The organism is Halorubrum trapanicum, from assembly GCF_017873555.1.
Classification (GTDB): domain Archaea; phylum Halobacteriota; class Halobacteria; order Halobacteriales; family Haloferacaceae; genus Halorubrum; species Halorubrum trapanicum.
Window position 1 is genome coordinate 65,364 of sequence record NZ_JAGGKE010000001.1, and the last position, 21,205, is coordinate 86,568.

Sequence of the window (21,205 nt, forward strand, 5' to 3'; positions counted from 1 at the left end):
ATCGGTGTAGTAGTCCAATACAAGTAGGGTGCGGTACCTTAGCAGTGTGGCCTTAGCCATACCCCTAACCGCCAACCGACCCCTGGGTATCGGTTCGGCGTCGACGAGCAGCTCGTCGAGTCCGAGATCGCGCTTGTGTTGCGGTCGAGATCGTCGCGAACCTATCGGTCGAAAGAGTCGATCGAGGCAAAAAACGGCCGCAAAAAGAGGGTCAGAGTAGTGTTGCCACTCACGAGGGGCCGCGCTACCAGAGCGTCTGCCCCTTCCCCACGTACTCCGACCGGCCGAATCTTCGGACCCGACGCGCCCCGGTAGTGCGACACCGCCTCGGTTAACGCAGATTGAGGGACGGTAGTGACTACCGGCTTCAGTTTAGCCCGGACGAGAAACGCCAGCAGTGACTCTGGAGATGTAGAACGACGAAATACACCCACCGCCAGAACACTTTTCACCGATTCCACGCCTCGTTACACCTAATGGCGACCACTTCGGAGAACGACCGTCCCGACGGGGTGGAGTTCACCTACGAGGGCGATCTCGTGACGGCCCGCGACGTCGAGTCGGGCGTCGCCGCGTCGGGCGAGTCGAAGCCGGTTGCGCTCTCGCGTCTCGCGGACGCGTTGACCCTCCACGGCGGCGGTGGCGAGCCGATCGACGACGAGGAGGCGTTCCTCGAGGAGATCGGCGTCGACCCGGACGAGGTCGACGACGCTGGCGACCCGCCGTGGGAGTAGCTCCGAATGGTCTATGCGAGCTTTGACGGCCGAGAGATCGTGAAGGCACTCCGATCGATGGGGTACCGACCGGTCGGCCGCGAGGGGAGTCACGTGAAGCTCCGGTACGACCACCCGGAGACCGATGAGGTCCGGGTCGTGAGCGTTCCGCTCACCGACAGCGACCAGATCTCACAGGACACGTACCGGTCGATCGCCGACCAGTGCGGAGCCGACGACTTCGAGGCGTGATGCGAGTGGATCGACGAACATCGGTGACCTGCCGACTTCTTTCGGAAGTTCACATGCGATTAGCGGCGACCCGGAAGCCGGATCTACACAAGTGTAGGCTCATGGGTACCGACCTCGAGGGACTCCGCTGCGCCGCGGGAAGTCACCGAGAGGACCTCGTGATACAGCTCGGCGGATTCGTCGGTCTTCACGCCTTCGAGACCCACGATTCACGCCGGCACATGTTTCCATACCTCGACGACGGTCACTGTGGCTCCGCGCACCGCTGTACGGCGTGGCTGCGCGCTAAGTGACCTGTGGGGATTACGATTCCGCACTCACCTCTCAGGCGTGTTAGAAGACCGAAATTGGGTGGCTGGGGAGTCCCAGCCCACCAATCCCGCACGGCCGAAGACCGTGCGCGTTGTAGGTGGGCCAACACGGATTTGAACCGTGGACCTCCCGGTTATCAGCCGAGCGCTCAACCTGACTGAGCTATTGGCCCAGGTGAGCGCATTCAGTCGTTGCGCGGGTAGGATTTTAAGGGTTTCCTTTCGGGAGCCGCCCGCCGTGTGGCGGTTTCACTGGCGTTGGCGAGGCCCGCGCCGTCAGTCGGTTCCCTTCTGCTCCTCCTCTTCGACGGTGAAATCCACGTCGACCACGTCGTCGTTCGCCGCCGCGCCGCCGGGGTTCGCGCTCCCCCCGACGCCGCCGTCCTCGTCGTCTCCGTCGCCGCCGGTGAACCCGTCGGGACTGCCGCCGGAGGCGCCACCGGGACCGCCGCCGGGGAACCCGCCGCCCATCGTGAAGCCGCCCTCACCGTCGTCGGGGAAGCCGCCGATGTAGACGTTTCCGGAGAGGAAGCCGTCCGTCTCGCGTTCGAGGTACGGGACGACGACGTACTTCTTCAAGGCCATTCGGATCGGGACCCGCGAGAGCGGGAGCGCGAGCAGGAAGCCGACCGCGTCGGTGACGAGTCCCGGCGTGAGCAGGAACGCGCCCGCGGCGATGAGCAGGCCGCCGTCGAGCAGTTCGTCGGTCGGGGGCTTCCCCTGCGCCGCCTTGCGCTGGATGCGGGCGAGGGTCGCGCGCCCCTCGGCGCGCAGGAGGAGCATCCCGAGGACGGCCGTCAACACGACGAGCGCGACCGTCACGGGCCACCCGAGCCGCGTCGCGACCACGATCAGGAACAGCGCGTCCACGAGGGGGACGACGAGCAGCAGCGCGAGCAGCGTTCGCGGGCGCATACCCCCGCCTTCCCGCCGAGCGCCCATAGCCCTTTTCGTCGCGGCCGCGGGTCGGGCGAGGGTCGGGCGAGGGTCGGGCGGGGATGGGGTGCTCATCCCACATCTGCGCCGCCGGTCACGTCCGCCGCGACCGCCACGGCTTTGCCCGCCCGGTCCGAGCCGGCGGTATGGACATCGTCGGCGCGCTCGGCCGCGACCCGCCGGACCGCGAGTCGCTCCCGCGGTGGGTCGCGCCGCTCCCGAAGCGGCTGGAGGACGTCGCCTTCCGGTTCGCGTGGGTCATCGTCGCGATCAACCTCGTCGGCACCGCGTTCGGCTTCTGGTACTACCGGTTCCAGTTCCAGGCGCTGCCGACCGAGATGTGGATCTTCATCCCCGACAGCCCGGGGGCGACGCTGCTCATCGCGCTCGCGCTCGGCGCGTGGGCGCTCGGGCGGTCGAGCGACACGCTCGCCGCGCTCGCCTTCTTCGGCAACGTCAAGCTCGGGTTATGGACCCCGTACGTCCTCGTCGTCTTCTACCCGCAGTTCCTCGCGAACTCGGGGCCCGCGCTGTACGCGTTCCTCCTCGTGAGCCACCTCGCGATGGTCGTGCAGGCGTTCGTCCTCCACCGCATCACCGACTTCCCGCTCCGCGCGGTCGCGGTCGCGACCGCGTGGTACACCGTCGACCTGCTGATGGACTACTTCGTTCCCGTGATCGGCGACGTGACCCACACCGCGCTGCCGTACGCCGACGGCGAACCGTGGTTCACCACGACCGTCCTTCAGGTCGCGGCCGCGGGCGCGGTTGTGCTCACCGTGATCCCGCTGTTCTGGACCCTCGGCACTCGGATCGCGACGCTTCGGAGCCGTGCGACCGACTCCCGGCCGTAGTCGGGCCTCGGACGGGGTCGGTCACGAATCCGCTCCGCGCTCACCGATTTAAGTGACCGGGCGACCTCGACGAGAGCATGAGTCACTACGAGCGGATTGCGGACCTATCGGTGACGATCGAGTCGGTCGCCCGCCGGCGACACACCGCCGACACGACGAGCGGCTTCGAGCGGACGACCACGGAGTTCCGCCTTTCGGGCGACGGCGTCGTCGGGCGCGGCGAGGACGTGACCTACGAGACCGCCGACCACGACGCGCTCGCCGGGACCGACCCGATCGACATCGAGGGGGAGTGGACGATCGACGCGCTGTCGGACCGCCTCGACGAGATCGACCTCTTCCACGGGAACCCGCCGGAGAGCGAGACGTCGCGGAACTACCGCCGGTGGGCGGTCGAGAGCGCCGCGCTCGACCTGGCGCTCCGCCAGCGCGAGGAGTCGCTGGGCGACCGGCTCGGGATCGACCCGGAGCCGGTCCGCTTCGTCGTCTCGACGCGGCTCGGCGACCCGCCGTCGACCCAGCGGGTCGAGGAGCTGCTCGCCCGGAACCCCGAGTTGGAGTTCAAGCTCGACCCGACGCCGGAGTGGCCCGAGGAGGCGTTCGAGACGCTGCGGGAGACCGACGCGGTGCGCATCCTCGACCTGAAGGGGTGGTACGAGGGGACCGACGTCGACGTCGAGCCGGACCCGGAGCTGTACCGCGACGTGTTCGCGGCGTTCCCGGCCGCGGTCGTGGAGGACCCCGCGTTCACGCCCGCGACGGGCGCGCTCGTCGAACCGCAGGCCGACCGGCTCTCCTTCGACTACCCCATCGACGGCGTCGAGAGCCTCGAATCCCTGCCCGTCGAGCCGGGGTGGTGTAACATCAAGCCCTCGCGGTTCGGCACGCTCGAATCGCTGTTCGAGACGATCGCCTACTGCGACCGGAACGGGATCGAGCTGTACGGCGGCGGGCAGTTCGAACTCGCGAGCGGGCGCACCGCGATCCAGACGCTCGCCGCGCTCTGTTACCCGGACGGCCCGAACGACGTGGCGCCGCGGGCGTACAACGACCCCGACGCCGAGCCGCCGTACCCGAAGAGCCCGCTCCGCCCGAACCGCGACGCGGTCGGCTTCGAGTTCTGATAGCTCTCGGTCGGCTGACCGCCACGGTCCACGACTTCCACCGGATCCGCGGTGGCGCGTGCCGGCGAGCGCCCGGAGGGCGCGAGTCGCACGCGCGAGGGAGTCGGTCGCCCGGAGCGGAGCGACGGGCGACCGACGAGGCTGGGGAGGCGTGAGGCGCGGTGCCGTGCGGGCGGGCGGGACTCAAAGGGGCAGCCGCGAGGGCGAAGCACGCCGCAGTAAGCACCGCAACGAGGGAGCGGTAGCGACCGAGTGAGGCGCGCAGCAAGGCGCGCGAGCCGTCGCGGCTGGGGCTTTGGAGGTGTTCGCCGTCCATCCGCACACACTCACGTATAAACAGACGACCGAACTCACGGAGCGAGCGATCTCACCGACACACACCGACATTTACGAGACGAACTTCAGCAGGTCGTCGCGGTTGTGGTCGTGGAAGCGCGTTCGCAGACACTCCTCCAGAGATTCGATGTCGCCGCGCTTCGCGCAGATGGGCGCCACCCGATCGGACCACTGCTGCCACGGCGGGTACAGGCCGAGCCGATCACAGATCTCGTCGAGGCGCTCGTCGAGGTCGTCGATCTTGTCGGTCTTGTTGACGGCGATGATCGGCTCCACGCCCACGTCCTCCAAGAACCCGAACATCTCCACGTCGTGGGGGACGTTCCCGCGCTCGGCGTGGCGGTCGATGATGTCCACCGCGGCCTTCCCGTCCATCACGACGACCCCCGCGAGAATGGAGTCGGCGTTGTCCTCCAGGTAGCGGACGATGTTCGTCTTGATCTGCTCGCGCTGCTCCTCTTCGACGCCGGACATGAACCCGAACCCGGGCAGGTCCGTGAACATGAAGCTCTCGCTGGCCCAGTCGAAGTGGTTCGGCTGCCGGGTGACGCCCGGTTTGCCGCCGGTCGAGAAGTCGTGGCCCGTCAGCTCGCGCATCAGCGTGGACTTGCCGACGTTCGAGCGCCCAACGAGGACGACCTCGGCGTCGCGGTCCGGCCGGTCTTCGAACATACCCGACCGTGGACGCCTGAACGGGTTAAAAGGCGCGTCGCGGCCGCGCCGGTCTCACGCCGACGCGGCGAGTTCCGCGGAGACCACGCCCCGCGGCGACGACCTTCACGCCGACGCGGCGGCCCCCACGGCGACGACCCTCACTCCGACGCGGCGGGACTCATGGTCCGCCCCTTCGCCACGGCGTCGCCGATCAGCTTGTACGTCGCCCCGAAGATGCCGGCGAGCACGACCACGGCTCCCAGAAGGGCCACGAGCAGGCCGAACAGCGCCAGCCCCCAGTTCGGACCCTGTCTGAATCCGGTTTCGGTCGCCGCGGCCACCATCCCGCCGCCGACGGCGGCCACGACCTGGCCGACGACCACCACCGCGACGTAGTAGATCATGATCCGGAAGCCGTACGTGATTCCCTCAGTCACCGAAACGGTGTCCATGTGGACAAAAATCATCACTCACACATAATATTTGCTTCTGATATGTTTAACATCCGATCTGAGGACCCACGGCGACGGAAGCTTGATGCCCGCGACCGGTCAGGTCGACGCATGGACAAGCAGGCCGTCCGCGAGACCGTGTGGGACGCCTTCGACGAGGGAGACCAGGCTCGGTTCCCGTTCCCGCCCCACGACCGGATCCCCAACTTCGCCGGGGCCGACGCCGCGGCGGAGCGGCTCGCGGCGACCGCGACGTGGGAGGCGGCCGCGACGCTGAAGGCCAACCCCGACGCGCCGCAGCTCCCGGTTCGCCGGGCCGCGCTCCGCGCCGGCAAGACCGTCTACGTCGCGCAGCCGCGGCTCCGCGACCCGAACCCGTTCCTCCGGCTCGACCCCGCCGAGATCCCGCCCGAGGAGATCGACGACGCGACGACCGTCTCCGGCATCTCCGAGTACGGGACGCCTACCGCGCCCGAGGACGTCTCTCACGTCGACCTGATCGTCGCCGGCGCCGTCGGCGTCACGACCGACGGCGCCCGGATCGGGAAAGGCGAGGGATACAGCGACCTAGAGTGGGCGATCCTCCGTGAGATCGACGCAGTCGACAGCGACACGACGGTCGCGACGACTGTCCACGAACTCTCCGTCCTCGACGGGCCGGAGTCCGCGGTCGGCGCCGACCTCTCCGACTCCGACCTCTCCGAACCCGACGCGCACGACGTGCCGCTCGACCTCGTCGTGACTCCCGAGCGGACGGTCCGGACCGACACGCCCTACGCGCGACCCGAGGGCGTCGACTGGGACGCGCTCGACGCGGAGAGACTGTCGAAAATACCCGTCCTCGCGGATCGGGCGCCAGAACGGCGGTAACGACGCGTTTGACGGCGATTAATCGGCGTGCTGCGGCGTCGGCGCGGACCGCTCGGACCGGTGGTCGGCGACGTGGCCGCACTCCGGACAGACGACGGTGCGCTCGTCGCCGTCGCTGACGACGAGCCACCCGTCCGACAGGGCGCTCTCGAAACGACACTCCGGGCAGAAGAGGACCGACTTCCCGCGGGAGGGCGGGGAACCGCTGGCGTCTGCGTTCATGTCTCACCACAGGAGCCGGAGCTATAAGGGTCTTTTTCGACCTGATCGTTCAGTATGATCGGGAGTATCACGCGTATACGTCACGTGTTTCGAGATAGAACGGATCGTTTATTTCTAAAAGCGGAAAATTACTGATCGGTATTGTTCACAATCGTTCCCGACGAACCCGGTCGGTTTCGCCGGTACCGTTCGTGGAGCGGCCTATCGGGCCAGCGGCATGTTGTAGCTCGTCTCCTCGTCCATCACGTGCTCCCACGTCGCCTCGCAGTCGCAGGACACCTGCTCGAAGACGCTCGGGTCCTGCCGCTTGTCGAAGTCCTTGATCGCGGTCTGGACGCGGTCGTCGCACTCGCCGCAGTTGTGCGCGCCGCGGTCGGAGCCGTGGCCGACCGGATCGGAGACGACGATGGCGTCCGCGTCGGCGGTCTCCTCCAAGACGTGCGCGACCGACCAGAGCCACGGCGGGCGGTAGCCGCCCTCGAAGAACAGCTCGTCGACCATCGTGTACCGCTGGACGTTCGTCGGGTTCATCGAGACGGTGTGACAGCCGTCGACGTCGGCGCAGCGCCGGATCGAGTCGATCATGTCGGCGACCGCCTCCGGCTCCGCGAGGAAGGGCGGCTTCATGAGGAGGTACGCCTTGATCCCCACGTCGGCCGCGAACTCCTCGTCCGCCGCGGCCGCCTCCGCGCAGGCGTCCTCGAAGTCGGCGAAGTCGAAGTACTTGTTCACGCAGTCGTGGCGCACCCGGTCCGTCGCGGTCTCCAGCCCGACCGCCACGTCGGTGGCGATCCCGTGATCCGCAAAGTCGCCGATCTTCTCGCGACTCACGAAGTCCGGCAGCGACTCGACGACGATCCGGTCGCGGTCCGCGAACGTCTCCGCGATCGCTTGGCGGGTCTCGGCCGACACCTCGCGCTCGTCGAGGAACGAGCCGGAGGTGTAGATCTTGATCAGCTCGGCCGGCTCGTCGGCCGCCTCGGCCTCGTGGTCGAGGCACGCGTCGATCTGCGTCATCAGGTCCTCGTGGGCGACGCTGCCGCCCTCGACCGACTCCGCGACGTAGCCGCACATCGTACAGCCGCCGGCGCGCGCCCACCGGCAGCCGCCGGTGTTGAGGATGATCGTGAGGGAGTTCACCACGCCGTCGGGCGTGTTGTCCTCGTCGATCCACACGCGGGTCGGCTCCGTCGGGTCGTACGTCTCCGAGCGCTCGGCGCGGATGTCGCGCATCACGGCGTTGTGCGCGTCCATCCCGCGCCCCTGCTCGTACGCGTCGGGGCTCGGCTGACTCATTGCCGGAGAAAGCGGTCGAGCGCGTAAAGCCGTGTCGTCATCGCCGCTCGCGGAGCCGCCGGCGAGCGGCTCCCCGCAGGGCGACGACGGCTGCGACCGCCGCGACGCCGAGCACCGCGCCGACCGCGTTGACCGCGGCGTCGGTCCAGGCGAACGACCGCCACGCCACCTGCGACTGGAGGAGTTCCGCGAAGAAGCCGACCGCGACCGACGCCTCGGCGGCGACGACGCTTCGATCAGTCGCCAGCGTCCCGAGCGCGGCCAGCCCCGCGTAGCCGATCAGGTGGAAGACCGCGGTGGGACCGAGGACCGCGAGGGGACCGACCGCCCCGCCGCCGCCCGGAGCACCCCCGGAACCGACGAGCGCGTCCGGCACGGGGAGCAGCGACGCGACGAGGACGACCGCCGCGCCCGCGAGAAACGGCGTCCACGGTCCTCCCCGCTCGAACGGTGACCGGTCGGCGTCGATACCGCTCACCGTCTCCCGAGGAGGAGCGCGGCAGCGAGGACGCCGAGGACCGCCGCCCCGACCGGGGCCGGGACCTGGTCGCCGGTCTCGGTCCCCGAAGCGCCGCCGTCGCTCCCCCCGTCTCCGCCCGTCTCGTCGCTCTCGTCCGCGTCTGTACCGTTACCCGCGCCATCGCCTGCGTTTCCGCCCTCGTCGTCAGCATCCCCGCCGTCGTCAGCGAACGCAGCCTCGTCGTACTCCGGCGTGACGACCGTTCCGTTGCCTCCGCCGGAGACGTTGAACGTCGCCGAGGGCGTCGCCAGCGGCTGCGGGTAGTCCCGGCGGCTCGTGAGTTCGGTGCTCGTCTCGCGGGTCCCCAACTCCGCGACGGCCGGATCCGCGTCCGGCTCCACGCGGACGGTCACCGTCGCGACGAGCGCCTCGCCGGTGACCCCGGTCGTCGGGTCCGCGAGCGACTGGCGCAGCCGCGCGGCCCCGCGTTCGTCGTCGTAGTCGACGGACTCGCGAACCTCGGTGTCGGGCTGCGACCTGGCGTCGGGGCGTCCGGCCGGTGCCTCCCGGAACCAGCCCGCGGACTCGATCTCCGTGACGGTCAGGTACTCCGTCGGGTAGTCGAGCCGGAGCGTGAACCCGTACACCCCGTCGTCGTCGCGCTCGCCGTCGTTGATCATCGCGACCTCGAGGGTGACGGTGTCGCCCGGCTCGACGTCGAACTCCTCGGGCGAGACCGAGAGCGCGCCGGCCGTGTCGCCGGCGCTCGCCGGTCCCGCCAGCGCGCCCGCGGCGCCGACGATCAGCGCGAGCGAAGCGAGGGCGACGAGCGCGACCCGGGACGGCGGGGCCGCGTCTCGCCGGTCCCCGCGGTCCTCCGAACGTTCCGTCGCTCGGCCCCCCGAACGTTCCGCCGCTCGGCTCACTCTCCCACCTCCAGGGTCAGCGAAACGTCCCCCGTCTCCAGCAGCGCCGTCTCGTAGCCCGCGTGCCGCGAGACGTTCGGCGCGGTCGTCACCGACAGGGTCAGTTCGTCGCCCGACGCGGCGTCGGCGAGGGGGGTCCCGTAGTGGTAGCCGACCGCGTCGTCGAGCGCGGCGTCGAGCGCCCCGGACGCGACGACGCCCCCGTCGCGGCGCACGGCGTAGTCGATCGCCGCCATCGGGAGCATCGAACGGTTGTACGGGGTCCGCGGCGAGACGGCGAGGTACCGCTCGTCGCGGTCGACGAACCGCGACCCGGGCGGGAGCAGGCTCGCGGCGAGCAGCGCGTCGCCGACGACCGGCTCGCCCTGAAGCCGTCCGGGGAGGTGCGCCGCGGGCGGCAGTTCGCCCTCCTCGGGGGGGCGCCAGTAGGTCCCGTAGCGCCGGTCGCCGACGCGGGCCTCCCAGCGCGGCTCCCCGCGGTGGTCGCGCTCTGTGTCCTGTCGCTGCGCGTCGACGTGGTCCGGCCCGTCGCGGCCGGCGTCGCCGTAGCTCCGACCGCCGCCGCGCCCGACCGCGCCGTTCGCCATCGCGCCGCGGGCGCCCCAGTCCGACTCCTCTTCGACGTACACGATGTCGCCGATCACCGACTCGCGGAACGCCTGATCGTACTGGAAGGTGAACGAGCCGGTCGCCGGCTCCGCGAACCGCCCGGCGAACGCCCCGGTCTTCCGGGCGTCGACGGCGCCCACCCGCACCGTCGCCTCGTAGGTGCCGTCGCCGTCGAGCGAGAGGTTGTCGCCGAAGTGGAACCCCATCTCCTGTGAGACCATCGGCCACGGAGCGGTGGGCGTCCCGGACTCCCCCTCGCGACCGACGGTCACCTGTAGCCCAGTCGCGGCCGGGAGGATGCGCCCGGTCTCGGCGTCGCGGACCGTCACCATCAGGTGGACGTCGTGGTCCTCGGTCGGCGCCGCCGCCTCGACGCGGTCCCCGGTCACGTTCCAGAAGCGGTGCGGGTACGTGACCATCGGTTCGAGCAGGTACTCGCCCGCCTCCACCGGGTCGAGGCGCCGCATCGCCTCGAAGTGCGTCGGCACGTACGTCGCCGCGGGCGGGTCCTCGACCCTCGGGAGCGACGGCGCGGCGCCGCCGTCGCCGTCGTCCGCGGCTCCGCCGTCGGCGCCGCCACCGGCCTCACCCCCGGAATCGCCGTCCGCGTCGCCCTCGCTCACGACGTCGGAGCCGGCGTCGGTCAGACACCCCCCGAGCGCGCCCGCCCCGGCGGTCGCGCCGAGCGCGAGCACGCGGCGGCGGCTGTGCGATCGCTTCGCTTCGGTTCGGTCGGTCGGCGTCGTGTCGCGTGTCATCTGTCTTGTCTCGGATTCGCGTCGGGAAGCGCGCGCAACTCGCGGGGCGGCACGAGGAAGTTCCCGCGGCTCCGCACGAACAGGTACTGGAGGATCCCGTTGTTCACTCGGCTCCCGACGGCGGTCTCGTCGGCGATGTCCGCGCCGGTCATCGCGTCGCGGACGGCGACGAAGTCGCCGATCGACTCCTGAAGGGTGAGGAAGTGGATCCCGGTGTGGTCGCCGTCCGTCGTCGGGAAGTCGCGGCGCAGCAGGCGCGGTTCCCCGTTCTCGCGGGCGCGAGCCGCCTTCTGCGCGTGGCCGACCACGCCCTCCTCGCGGGCGTACGCGACGGCGTCCTCCGGGAGGTCCGCGACTCCCGGGTCGCTTCCGAGCCGCTCGCCGTGCTCGCCGACGCGCTCCTCGTCGGCGTGGGTCGGGCTGAAGAGCTTCGCCACGCGCTGCGCGTGGCTCTCCTGTGACCACCAGGCGTCGAGCTGCGTCCGTATCGTCGAGACCTGCTGCGTCGTCCCGCCCGCGAACGGTCCCGTCCCGATCGTCACGCGGTCCTCGGTGGCCTGCGACGCCGCGAAACCGTTCGCAAACCCCATGAAAAGCGGCGCACCCTCCGGGATCGGCGCGTCGTCGGGAATCCCGTCGACGTCGCGGCGCTCGCGCGGCAGTCCCGGCCCGAGGAACCCGGTCCGGCGGTCGACCGGCTCGAACAGGTCGCTCGCGTCGGTCACCGCGACGCCGTTGGCGGCGGTCGCCGCGCCGAACAGCGCCTCGTCGGCCGCGAGCACCGCCGCGGGGTCGTCGCCCGCCAGATGGACTAACACGTCGGTCTCGTCGAGTGCGGGGTCCTCTAACCCGGTCAGCGACCGCGGCGCCGGGAGGTCGACCGACTCCGGGAGCGTCCCAGACAGCCGGTCGAAGTACGACGGCGAGTAGCCCGCGGTGAACAGCAGCCCGGCGGCCGAGCGCTCGAAGGCGCGTTCGAGGTCGGCGAAGGCGGCTTCGAGCCGATTCCGGGATTCCGCCCGCGACGCGTCCCCGCGGTCGATGTTCGCGTATCGGAGCACGTGGTGGACCGGCGGGACGACGTTTCCCGCCTCGTCGCGGTCGAGCGCGTCGTTCCACGCGTGTTGGCGCACCGGAGCGCCGTCGGAGTCGCCCGCGGGCACCCCGTCCAGCGGGCCGCCGTCGACCCCGTCCTCGACCGAGCCGTCGCCGCGGCCGAGACAGGCGCTGAGTCCGGCGGCGCCGCCGAGCGCGACGGCGGCCTTACAGAACTCGCGACGGGGTACCGAGTCCGGATCCGGAAGTTCCATTCTGTCGTGTGAACCGTTCGTGGGCCGACGGTAAGACGGCGTCGGCGAGCGGAGCGCTCGGCCGCCGACCGCGGATTACTCGTCGCTCGCGGAGCCGTCGGACTCGTCGCCGCCGTACTTCTCGTACAGGTACGCCGCGCCCGACACGCCGGCGGCGCCGGCGAGCGGGCCGAACCCGGGCGTGCTGTCCGCGGTCTCGCCGTCTCCGTCGGAGCCGTCTCCGCTGGAACCGCCGGACTCGTCCGAGTCGTCAGACCCGTCGGAGCCGCCGTCGCTCCCGTCGGAACCGTCGCCGTCGGAGTCGCTTCCGTCGTCGCCGTCCGACCCGTCCGAACTGTCGGAGTCGCTTCCGTCGTCGCCGTCCGAACCGTCGCCGCCGACGGTCGCACGGGCGTCGTCCGCCGACACCGAGGTCCGCAGCTCGTAGTAGTCGTAGTTCGCGTTGACGGGGAGTTCGATAACCTCCCCGTCATCGTTCTCGTAGCCGTAGTGCTCGCTGTTCGGATCGAACCCCCCGACGAGCGAGAGCGCGTCGGTCTCGGTCGCGTCGAACGCCTCGACGACTGCGTCCGCGGCGAGTTCCACGACGACCTCGCCGTCGGTTGACGCCACCGACCCCTCCACGACGCCGTGGCCCGGCGCGACGAGCCGGAAGGTGTCGTCGACGACGGACGCGACCGCGTCGGTCGGCGCGAACGAGACCGTGAGCGTCCCCTCCGAACCGTCGACGGTCGCGTCCTCGATCACCTCGTCGACCCGGATCATGCGCTCCTCGCGCTCCGGGGCGATCGTGTCGTACTCCGCGTCGAGCGTGTCCTTGACGAACGGTCCCTGGAACTGTCCGGAGTTGAACACGCGGGACTCCTCGACGAACTCCTCGCTCCGGCCGGCGACGAAGTCGTTCGTCGAGACGAGGTACGTCGCCTCCGGATCGAGCGGCTCCCCGCCGACCCAGACGTTCCGGACCTGTCCCTCCCCGTCGTGGCCGGTCCACTCGTAGGAGACGCCGGACACCTGAATCGCCGGCTGCGCCCCGTAGTCCCCCGGCATCGGCCGGACCGACCCTTCGAGGTACGACCGGATCTGCTCGCCGCTGAGCTCGTAGACGACGATCTCGTTCGGGAACGGGAGGATGTTCATCACGTCGCTGCCGGTGAGTTCGCCCGGCCCGTAGGTGGAGCCGGATCGGATCCCGCCCGCGTTCTGGACCGCGACGTCGATCCCCTCGTCGAGGTTGCCGACCTGTCGCATCAGGTCCGTCATCAGGTTCCCCCAGCCCGTCTCGATCTCGTAGTTGTCGAAGCTGGCGTTGAGTTCGACCTCCGTCTCGACGACCGGCTGCCCGAGGCGCTCTTCGAGGTCGGAGAGGTAGCCGTCCGCGATCTCCGCGACCGCCGTGTGTCGGTCCACCGACCGCACGTCGCGCGGCGTGTAGTTCTCCGTCTCCTCCGGCGGCGACTCGTCCTCGCCGAGCGCCTCGGAGTCGTACAGGTCGATCCGCTCCCAGTCCGAGAGTTCGCCCGAATCGACGTCGAACGTCAGCCGGCCGAGGTGGGCGAACTCGTCGCCGAACTCGGCCACCGTCGTCCCCTCGATGGTCTCCGGCTCCTCGTAGACGACCCCCGAGTGCGAGCCGACGATGGCGTCGACGCCGTCGACCGCCGCGATCGTCTCGTGAACGCCGCTGGAGACGTGGGAGGCGCAGACGATGAAGTCGGTCTCGGGTTCGAGCGCCTCGACGGCGGCCTCGGCGGCCTCGGTGTAGCCGAGCACCTGCCAGTCCTCGGGGTAGTCCGTGATGTCGTAGAAGCTGGTGGTGCCCATCCCGAAGACGCCGACGGTGTGGCTCCCGACCTCGACGGTCGTCCAGCGCTCCGCGCCGGGGACCGGCTCCCCCTCGGGCGTGAGGAGGTTGGCGATCACCCACGGGAACTCGGAGGTCTCGAAGCGCTCGCTCGCGGTGTCGACGCCGAAGTCGAACTCGTGGTTCCCGGCGCCGACGGCGTCCGGTCCCATCTCGTTTAACGCCTCGACCATGTGCTCGCCCTCAAACTCCAGCCCGAGCACCGACGGTGCCAGGTCGTCTCCGTTTCCGAGGAAGGCGGCGTTCGGGTACTCTCCGCGGAGTTCCTCGACGATGGTGTAGTACCGCGCGATGTCTATCGCCTCGTTGCTCGCGTCCTCGAACCGCCCGTGGAAGTGCGTGTCGTGGACGAGCGTGAGCGTTCCGTCGTCCTGCGCCGCCACGCCGCCCGTCGCCCCCGTTCCGAGGGCGCCGACGGTTACCCCGCCCGCGGCCGCCGCCAGCAGGCGACGACGCGTCTCATCGACGACCTCTCCGGAGCGCGTGTCTTTCGACATACTCTCGAAAGACGGAGACCTGTATTAAACATTTATATGCCGGATAGCTGGTGGTACCCAGCGCTATATATCCACGAACGTGTGGATCCTCGACGAACGACGGCGACGGACGCTCCGCGAGACGTGTCAGCCGGTATGATTTCCCATCTGGCGATCGCGGCCAGAATAGGTAACCGATACTCCTTACGTCGGTGTGTGAAGGAATAACTGTACGCGGTACGAATATAACGAACGAGAATTACATGACTGAAATGGGCGGCTACAGAGACCGAGTGGCACAGGTCGATCTCGGCGGTGGCGAGGTAAGCTACCGCGGGATCGACGACGAAGACGCGCAGAAGTACATCGGCGCGCGGGGGCTGGGCGTCAAGTACGTCTTCGACAAGGGTCCCGACGTGGACCCGCTGGGACCGGAGAACCGACTGGCGTTCATGACCGGCCCGCTCACGGGCACGCAGACCGTAATGAGCGGCCGGATCGCCCTCGTGACGAAGTCCCCGCTGACGGGGACCGTCACCGACTCGCACCACGGCGGCTGGTCCGGCGCGCGGCTCAAGTGGGCCGGGCTGGACGGGATCCTGCTCGACGGCGAGAGCGACGATCCCGTCTACCTGTTCGTCGAGGACGGCGACGTAGAGGTACGCGACGCCTCACACCTCTGGGGACAGGGCGTCCACGACACGATCGACCAGATCGGCGAGGAGGTCGACGGGAAGGTCGGTCGCAACGTCTCCGTGATGGCGATCGGACAGGGCGGCGAGAACCAGGTGCGCTACGGCTGCGTGATCAACGAGGACGACCGCGCCTCGGGCCGCGGCGGCACCGGCGCCGTGATGGGCGCGAAGAACGTGAAGGCGGTCGTCGTGAAGTCGGGCACCGACATGCCCAAGCCCGCCGACCCGGAGACGTTCCAGGAGGGCTACCAGCAGGCGATGGGGGTCATCCGCGAGTCCGACGTGACCGCCCCCAACGAGGGCGGGCTCTCGATGTACGGGACGAACGTCCTGATGAACGCGACCGAGGAGATGGACGGTCTCCCGTCGAAGAACGCGAAGTACACCTCGACGGAGGCGTACAACGAGGCCGAGGGCGTCGATATCGAGGCCGAGCGCGTCTCCGGCGAGAACGTCCGCGAGAACATCCTCGTCGACGAGCCGACCTGTCACTCCTGTCCGGTCGCGTGTAAGAAGGAGGTCGAGGTCGACGTGACGCACAAGGGCCAGGACATGAACGTTCGCACGGAGTCGTACGAGTACGAGTCCGCGTGGGCGCTCGGCCCGAACTCCGGCCACTCCGACCGCGACGAGATCGCCGTCATGCTCGACCGGTGTAACGACCTCGGCATCGACACCATCGAGGCCGGCAACATGATGGCGATGGCGATGGAGATGAGCGAGGAGGGGAAGCTCGACGGCGTCGGCCACCTCGACTGGGGCGACTCCGAGACGATGATCGACCTCATCGACGAGATCGGGCACCGCTCCTCGGACCTCGGCGACCTGCTCGCGGAGGGTCCCGAGCGCGTCGCCGACGCGAAGGACGCGCACGGCAACAAGCTCTCGGTCAAGGGCCAGACGATGGCCGCCTACGACCCGCGCTGTATGAAGGGGATGGGGATCGCGTACGCGACCTCCAACCGCGGCGCCTGCCACCTGCGCGGCTACACGCCGGCCGCCGAGATCCTCGGCATCCCGGAGAAGGTCGACCCGTACGAGTGGGAGGGGAAGGGCGAACTCACCGTCACCTTCCAGAATCTCCACGCGGTCTCCGACTCGTTCGACATCTGTAAGTTCAGCGCGTTCGCGGAGGGGATCGAGGAGTACGTTCTCCAGTACAACGGCATGACCGGCCGCGACGTCACCGAGGACGAGCTGTTCGAGGCCGGCGAGCGCGTGTACAACCTCGAGCGCTACTACAACAACCTCGTCGGCTTCGACGGCGCGGACGACACGCTGCCGAACCGGTTCGTCGAGGGGCACCCGGACGCGGTTCCCGGCACGGGCGCCAGCGAGGGCGAACTCGTCGAGCTCGACCAGCTGAAGGCCGAGTACTACGAGACTCGCGACTGGGTCGACGGCGTCGTCCCCGACGAGAAGCTCGCCGAACTCGGCATCGAGGTCGGTCCCGGCACCGGCGTCTCCGCCGGTGACTCCGCGGCCCCGGCCGACGACTGAACGAGACGGCGGCCCGAGCGCGGAACCGACCGCGGTCGCGTCCGACAACTCCTGTTTATTTTTAAGTGATCCGCGCCGGTAGCATCGCTCATGCCCCACGACCCGCTCTCGCCCTCCGAGGCCGTTCGCACTCCGATCGGTGCCGTCCTGGCGGCCCTGAGTCTCCTCGTATTCGTCTACTCGCTCGTGATTATCGGACAGGTCCTGTTCGGCGTCATCGTCGTCCTCACGCTCTCTGTCGGCCCGTACCTCTCGTACCGGCTGTTCGCCGCGCTCGACTCCCTCGCCGACGCCGCACAGCGGATCGCAGACGCCCGCGAGCGAGAGGTCGACGGCGACGCTCGGTTCGACCGTCCCGTCGACCGCGACCACTCCGAGACGCGCGAGCGCCCGTCGGAGCGCGAGATCGAGCGCGAGCGCTGACTGAACGCTCCGCTCGGTCCGTGCTCGTTCGCTCCCAGCGGCCGGGTTTCCGGTCCGTCTCGCCGTCCCGATTTAAGATACCTCGCCGCGACCGTGCGGCCATGACCTGGCGACTCGTCGCGGCGCTCGGCGTCGGGGTGACGGCGTTCCTCCTCGCGAGCGCCGCCGTCACGGAACTGCTCGCGGCGTCGATGGAGTTCTCCGCGCCCGCCTCGCGCTGCTCGGCGTCGCCGCGGTCGGCTACGCGGTGTGCGCCGTCGCGGCCGCCTCGTACGCGGTCTCGTCGGTCCGCGGGCTCGTGACCGTCGACCGCGTGCTCACCGCCGCCCTCCTCGTCGGCGTCGTCGTCTTCGCGCTCGCGAGCCGCCGGCCGAGCCGGTTCGAGTGACCGAGAGCGATTCGCCGCCTCGAAGTCAGCCCGTCCGCTTCACGCGAACACGACGAACCGGAACATCCACAGCGTGACCATCCCGGTCGCGATGGTCGCGAACACGTTCTCCGTCCGCCACGCGACCGCGCCCGCGACGAGGCCGGCGATCAGCCGCTCGTCGAGGAGGGTCGCCGCGACCGACGGACGCAGCGTCACTAGGTCGGGGAGGACGAGCGCCGCGAGGACCGCGGGCGGGACGTACCGAAGCGGCCGCTGAACGCGCGTCGGCACCCCGTCGATCCGCCCGAACAGGTGGATGAAGGAGAGCCGGATCCCGTAGGTGATCGCGCCGATCGCGACGATGGCGATCCAGGCGCGCGGCGAGGCGACGACTCCCCCGAGCGCGCCCGTCACGGCGTCGTCACCCCCGTGCCCGGCGCGTCCGTCACGACGCCATCGCCTCCGTTACCAGCCCGGCCGCGATCCCGCACAGCGCGCCGGCGAGCAGCCCGAGGTTGAGCGGGAGTCCGGCCGCGGCGACCGCGACCGCGCCGCCCGCGGCGCCCGCGACTGTCGTCGGCCGGTCCTTCATCGCGGGGACGAGGAGCGCGAGGAACACGAGCGGGACCGCGAAGGTGAGTCCCCACGCGTCGGGGACGCCCGCGCCGACGACGACGCCGGCGACCGTGCCGATCTGCCAGACGACCCACAGCGACGCGGCCGCGCCGAGGTAGTAGCGCCACCGGCTCCGCTCCGGGTTCTCGTCGAACTCGGCAACCGAGAGCGCGTACGCCTGATCCGTGAGGAGGTACGCCAGCCCCGCGCGGAGCCGACGCCCGTACTCCGCGAAGTGCGGCGCGATGGAGGCCGAGTACATCAGCATTCGGAGGTTGATCACCGCGGCCGTGCCGACGACGACCGCGAGGGGGGCGTTCTCGCCGAGCAGCTCCAGCGCCGCGAGCTGGGAGGCGCCCGCGAACACGATCACGGACATGCCGACCGCCTCGGCGAGTCCGAGCCCGGCGTCGACGGCGGCGATGCCGGCCACGAGCGCGAACGGCGCGATCCCTAACATTAGCGGTGAGACGTCGCGGACGCCCGCCAGCAGGTCTTCGTTGACGAAGGAGTCCCGCACGGCTACTGCTCCTTGGGGTACGGCGGCTCGTCGTACTTCGCCGCGAGGTGGTCGGCGTGCTCCAGCTTCGCGTTCGCCTTCCGGAAGGTGCCGAGCAGCGAGTGGATCTCGCGTTCGGTCGGGTGCGCCCGTCCGAGCAGCCGGCGCATCAGCAGCGCGTTCTTCTCGCGGACGTGGTCGCGCTGCCCGGTCGCCCGGAGGAACTCGCCGAAGAAGTCGTGGAAGCGCTCCACGTCGGTCTCCGGGGCGCGGGTGACCTCGGTGTCGGGCAACTGCGTCTCGTCGACGGTGAGGTCGCGGAGCTCGTAGAGGAGGACGGTGGCGGCCTGCCCGAGGTTCAGGACGGGGTAGTCGTCGTCGGCCGGAATCGAGCACACCTCGTCGAGCCGCGAGAGCTCCTCGTTGTTGAGTCCGCGCCCCTCCCGACCGAAGACGATGGCGGTGGGGGCGTCGACCGCCTTCAGCGACTCCCGCAGCTCTACGGGGGTCTTGAACGGGAAGCGCTCGTGGCTGCGGTCGTCCTCGCCCGTGATCGCCGTGGTGCCGACCGTGTGGTAGTTCGCGACGACCTCGTCGAAGGTCACCTCCTCGGCGTTCGGGAGCACGTCCTCGCGGGCGTGGCCGGCGAAGCCGTACGCCTCGCCGTCCTCCTCCAGCGCCGGCGGGTTCACGAGCTTGAGGTCAGCGAGTCCGAAGTTCTTCATCGCTCTCGCGATGGTGCCGACGTTGCCGGGCGTCTCCGGCTCGACGACGACGACGACGGGCTTCTGTCGGGCTGTCGGGGTCGCCGCCGAAGTTCCGTCCTCGGTCGCTCCCTCGTCCCTCCCCGCCCCGCCCTCGTCGCCGCTCATCGGTCAGAGGGGTAGTCGGTCGAGAGGTCGAGTTCGGACTCGGCGAGGTCCGCCTCGGTCAGTTCGTCGCCGTCGCGCTCCTCCTGCCCGGCGAGTTCGAGGATGTCGATCCGGTCGCCGTCGAACCCCTCCTCGAGCCGTTCTTGGACCTCCTGCTGGTCGGGGAGGTCCGGCAGGCCGTCGGGGTCCTCCTCGACGTGTTCGACGGAGGCGTACCCCTCCGGCGCCTCGTTGCCGGCGGCGACCCACTCGTGGAAGCGGTCGGCGAACTCGACAGAGCCTTTGTGTTCGCTGCCGCCCGCCTCGCGGAACCAGTAGAGCAGGTCCGGCTCGTGTTCGGGACAGAGCAGCACCTCGCCGTCCGGCTCGCCGTACACGATTTCCGCCTCGTTACAGCGGTGGACCTCCGCTTCGCCGTACTCGAGGTAACAGACGTCGCAGGGCTCCTCGACGAGGCCGACGAGCCGGAGGAGCCGCTCTCGCGGGTCCTCGGGGATCTCGTCGAGGGGTTTCAGCTCCTCGTCGTCGGTGAATATCTCGTCCTCCTCGAAGCGCCACCCGCGGAGGCCGATGCTCACTTTCGCCATGTCCACGCTACGCTCCGGCGGCGATAAAAGCGCGTCCTTCCCGGCACGAGGCGGTCGCTACGCCGACCCGAAGCCGGCGAGTCGGAGCGCGCTCGCCGCCGACTCGCTCCCGGAGACCTCGATCGGCCCGGAGAAGCTCGCGTAGTTGACGACGACGAACGCGACGGCGAGCAGGACCGCCAGCACGCCGAACGCGAGTGCGAGTCGGCGCCGCGCCGCGTCGGAGAGTCCGAGGCGATCGACCCCGATATCCGCGGCGAGCGCGCCGGCGACCGCGAACGAGAGACCGATCGCGACGACGTGGCCGCCGCCGAGCAGCGAGGCCGGCAGCAGGAGAAGGCCGAACAGCGCTATCGCCGCGCCGACGATCAGCGCCGCGACGCCGACGATGTCCTCGACGCCGGCGGCGGCTCGGCGGCTGCGGAGGGACTGTAGCGGGGAGTTCATGGCTTCGATGGGACCCCGGAGGGGATAACCTTTGCCGGAGCCGCGATAGCTCGGCTCCGACGCGGCCGCTTATATCCCCGGCCCCCCTCATCGCAGGCATGAGGCGACGGCGACTCCTCGGACTGACCGCGGCCGGGACCATCGGTGCCGCGGCCGGCTGTCTCGGAGACGGCGCGGGCGGGGACGACGCGGGCGGCGACGGCGCTGGCGGCGACGGTTCCGATAGCGACACCGACGTCGAGTGGCCGACCGGAACCTACGCCGACTACGAGACGACGAGTGTTACCGTCGAGAGTCCGGACGGCGAGGCTCGGGGGTCGGTGACCGCGGCGATCGCGGATAACAGAGACAAGCTCGTTCTCGGACTCAGCGACGCCGAGGCGCTCCCGGAGGACGGTGGGATGCTGTTCGTCTACGAGACTCCGAGAGAGAACCTGACGTTCATCATGCCGAACATGGACTTCGGTATCGACATCGTCTTCGTCGACGCCGACCGGACGATCACTCGGATCCACAACGCGCCCGAGCCGGGACCGAACGAGGACGGCAGCGAGCAGGAGTACGACGGGTCCGGCCAGTACGTGTTGGAGGTCCCCTACGAGTGGACCGACCGCCACGGGGTCGAGGTCGGTGACTTACTGCGATTCGATTTATAGGTATGGTTCGGGGGACCGGGAGTTCGCTTATAAGTAACTAGCTGCGGTTCTGACGGCTAACACCTCCAAAGCCCCAGTCGCGAGGGTGGCGTAGGCGAAGCAAGCACCGCAACGAGGG

At 69.7% G+C, this 21,205-nt stretch carries 24 protein-coding genes and 1 tRNA gene; 9 read left to right on the forward strand and 16 right to left on the reverse strand.

The annotated features are described in order from the left end of the window. Positions 1–476 precede the first annotated feature (476 nt). On the forward strand, positions 477–734 hold the full coding sequence (locus tag J2744_RS00315) for a type II toxin-antitoxin system HicB family antitoxin (RefSeq protein WP_209543039.1): 258 nt from the start codon (positions 477–479) through the stop codon (positions 732–734). A gap of 6 nt (positions 735–740) precedes the next feature. Next, a complete protein-coding gene (locus J2744_RS00320) occupies positions 741–965 on the forward strand; it encodes a type II toxin-antitoxin system HicA family toxin (protein ID WP_209543040.1) in 225 nt (74 codons plus the stop codon). A 410-nt stretch (positions 966–1,375) separates the two neighbouring features. On the opposite strand, the gene J2744_RS00325 is transcribed toward J2744_RS00320, so the two are convergent. Both J2744_RS00325 and J2744_RS00330 read right to left on the reverse strand, forming a co-directional pair. Continuing rightward, a tRNA-Ile gene (locus tag J2744_RS00325) sits at positions 1,376–1,449 on the reverse strand. 103 nt (positions 1,450–1,552) lie between these two features. After that, positions 1,553–2,191 carry an FxsA family protein gene (locus J2744_RS00330; RefSeq protein WP_209543042.1) on the reverse strand — a complete coding sequence of 213 codons (639 nt, stop codon included), beginning with the start codon at positions 2,189–2,191 and terminating at the stop codon, positions 1,553–1,555. Positions 2,192–2,358: 167 nt separating this feature from the next. On the opposite strand from J2744_RS00330, the gene J2744_RS00335 reads away from it, so the two are divergent. Both J2744_RS00335 and J2744_RS00340 read left to right on the forward strand, forming a co-directional pair. Then, on the forward strand, positions 2,359–3,066 hold the full coding sequence (locus tag J2744_RS00335) for a DUF1405 domain-containing protein (RefSeq protein ID WP_209543044.1): 708 nt from the start codon (positions 2,359–2,361) through the stop codon (positions 3,064–3,066). A 77-nt stretch (positions 3,067–3,143) separates the two neighbouring features. Further along, positions 3,144–4,190 carry an enolase-like domain-containing protein gene (locus J2744_RS00340; RefSeq protein WP_209543046.1) on the forward strand — a complete coding sequence of 349 codons (1,047 nt, stop codon included), beginning with the start codon at positions 3,144–3,146 and terminating at the stop codon, positions 4,188–4,190. 387 nt (positions 4,191–4,577) lie between these two features. On the opposite strand, the gene engB is transcribed toward J2744_RS00340, so the two are convergent. Both engB and J2744_RS00350 read right to left on the reverse strand, forming a co-directional pair. Beyond that, positions 4,578–5,198, reverse strand: coding sequence for a GTP-binding protein EngB (gene engB, locus J2744_RS00345; protein ID WP_209543048.1), 621 nt, complete (start codon positions 5,196–5,198; stop codon positions 4,578–4,580). Between the two features lie 140 nt (positions 5,199–5,338). Next, positions 5,339–5,632, reverse strand: coding sequence for a hypothetical protein (locus J2744_RS00350; RefSeq protein WP_209543050.1), 294 nt, complete (start codon positions 5,630–5,632; stop codon positions 5,339–5,341). Positions 5,633–5,743: 111 nt separating this feature from the next. Between J2744_RS00350 and J2744_RS00355 the strand changes: the two genes are divergently transcribed. Next, complete coding sequence (locus J2744_RS00355; protein WP_209543052.1) at positions 5,744–6,502, forward strand: 5-formyltetrahydrofolate cyclo-ligase; 759 nt, start codon at positions 5,744–5,746, stop codon at positions 6,500–6,502. A gap of 18 nt (positions 6,503–6,520) precedes the next feature. On the opposite strand, the gene J2744_RS00360 is transcribed toward J2744_RS00355, so the two are convergent. The 7 genes from J2744_RS00360 to J2744_RS00390 form a co-directional block, all read right to left on the reverse strand. After that, the gene (locus J2744_RS00360) at positions 6,521–6,724 is read right to left on the reverse strand and encodes a hypothetical protein (RefSeq protein ID WP_017343413.1); all 204 of its coding nucleotides are present in this window, start codon (positions 6,722–6,724) and stop codon (positions 6,521–6,523) included. Positions 6,725–6,925: 201 nt separating this feature from the next. Next, a complete protein-coding gene (locus J2744_RS00365; protein ID WP_209543054.1) occupies positions 6,926–8,020 on the reverse strand; it encodes an archaeosine biosynthesis radical SAM protein RaSEA in 1,095 nt (364 codons plus the stop codon). 37 nt (positions 8,021–8,057) lie between these two features. After that, positions 8,058–8,498 carry a hypothetical protein gene (locus tag J2744_RS00370; protein WP_209543056.1) on the reverse strand — a complete coding sequence of 147 codons (441 nt, stop codon included), beginning with the start codon at positions 8,496–8,498 and terminating at the stop codon, positions 8,058–8,060. Beyond that, positions 8,495–9,406: a cellulosome anchor protein gene (locus J2744_RS00375; RefSeq protein WP_321169777.1), complete on the reverse strand. Its 912-nt coding sequence runs from the start codon at positions 9,404–9,406 to the stop codon at positions 8,495–8,497. The genes J2744_RS00370 and J2744_RS00375 overlap by 4 nt, the downstream gene beginning before the upstream one ends. After that, the gene (locus tag J2744_RS00380; protein WP_209543058.1) at positions 9,403–10,773 is read right to left on the reverse strand and encodes a DUF7350 domain-containing protein; all 1,371 of its coding nucleotides are present in this window, start codon (positions 10,771–10,773) and stop codon (positions 9,403–9,405) included. The genes J2744_RS00375 and J2744_RS00380 overlap by 4 nt, the downstream gene beginning before the upstream one ends. Beyond that, positions 10,770–12,083 (reverse strand): DUF7405 family protein, encoded by a 1,314-nt coding sequence (locus J2744_RS00385; RefSeq protein ID WP_209543060.1) that lies wholly within the window; start codon positions 12,081–12,083, stop codon positions 10,770–10,772. The genes J2744_RS00380 and J2744_RS00385 overlap by 4 nt, the downstream gene beginning before the upstream one ends. A 75-nt stretch (positions 12,084–12,158) precedes the next feature. After that, entirely contained in the window at positions 12,159–14,444 is a 2,286-nt protein-coding gene (locus J2744_RS00390; protein ID WP_209543062.1) for a bifunctional metallophosphatase/5'-nucleotidase, read from the reverse strand. 242 nt (positions 14,445–14,686) lie between these two features. Between J2744_RS00390 and J2744_RS00395 the strand changes: the two genes are divergently transcribed. From J2744_RS00395 to J2744_RS15270, 3 genes are all read left to right on the forward strand, one after another. Further along, a complete protein-coding gene (locus J2744_RS00395) occupies positions 14,687–16,618 on the forward strand; it encodes an aldehyde ferredoxin oxidoreductase family protein (protein ID WP_209543063.1) in 1,932 nt (643 codons plus the stop codon). 90 nt (positions 16,619–16,708) lie between these two features. Further along, a complete protein-coding gene (locus J2744_RS00400; RefSeq protein WP_209543065.1) occupies positions 16,709–17,041 on the forward strand; it encodes a hypothetical protein in 333 nt (110 codons plus the stop codon). 247 nt (positions 17,042–17,288) lie between these two features. Continuing rightward, the gene (locus J2744_RS15270; RefSeq protein ID WP_245203107.1) at positions 17,289–17,429 is read left to right on the forward strand and encodes a hypothetical protein; all 141 of its coding nucleotides are present in this window, start codon (positions 17,289–17,291) and stop codon (positions 17,427–17,429) included. Between the two features lie 39 nt (positions 17,430–17,468). Here the strand turns inward: J2744_RS15270 and J2744_RS00410 are convergent, their stop codons facing one another. From J2744_RS00410 to J2744_RS00430, 5 genes are all read right to left on the reverse strand, one after another. Continuing rightward, positions 17,469–17,825, reverse strand: coding sequence for an AzlD domain-containing protein (locus J2744_RS00410; RefSeq protein WP_209543071.1), 357 nt, complete (start codon positions 17,823–17,825; stop codon positions 17,469–17,471). 31 nt (positions 17,826–17,856) lie between these two features. Beyond that, positions 17,857–18,486, reverse strand: coding sequence for an AzlC family ABC transporter permease (locus J2744_RS00415; protein ID WP_245203125.1), 630 nt, complete (start codon positions 18,484–18,486; stop codon positions 17,857–17,859). 62 nt (positions 18,487–18,548) lie between these two features. After that, a complete protein-coding gene (locus tag J2744_RS00420; RefSeq protein WP_209543073.1) occupies positions 18,549–19,397 on the reverse strand; it encodes an RNA methyltransferase in 849 nt (282 codons plus the stop codon). Beyond that, positions 19,394–19,984, reverse strand: a complete 591-nt coding sequence (locus tag J2744_RS00425) for a hypothetical protein (RefSeq protein ID WP_209543074.1) — start codon at positions 19,982–19,984, stop codon at positions 19,394–19,396. Before J2744_RS00425 ends, J2744_RS00420 begins: the two co-directional genes overlap by 4 nt. Positions 19,985–20,041: 57 nt before the next feature. Then, the gene (locus tag J2744_RS00430; protein ID WP_245203108.1) at positions 20,042–20,431 is read right to left on the reverse strand and encodes a hypothetical protein; all 390 of its coding nucleotides are present in this window, start codon (positions 20,429–20,431) and stop codon (positions 20,042–20,044) included. A 98-nt stretch (positions 20,432–20,529) separates the two neighbouring features. Between J2744_RS00430 and J2744_RS00435 the strand changes: the two genes are divergently transcribed. After that, positions 20,530–21,087 (forward strand): DUF192 domain-containing protein, encoded by a 558-nt coding sequence (locus tag J2744_RS00435; protein ID WP_209543075.1) that lies wholly within the window; start codon positions 20,530–20,532, stop codon positions 21,085–21,087. Positions 21,088–21,205 lie beyond the last annotated feature (118 nt).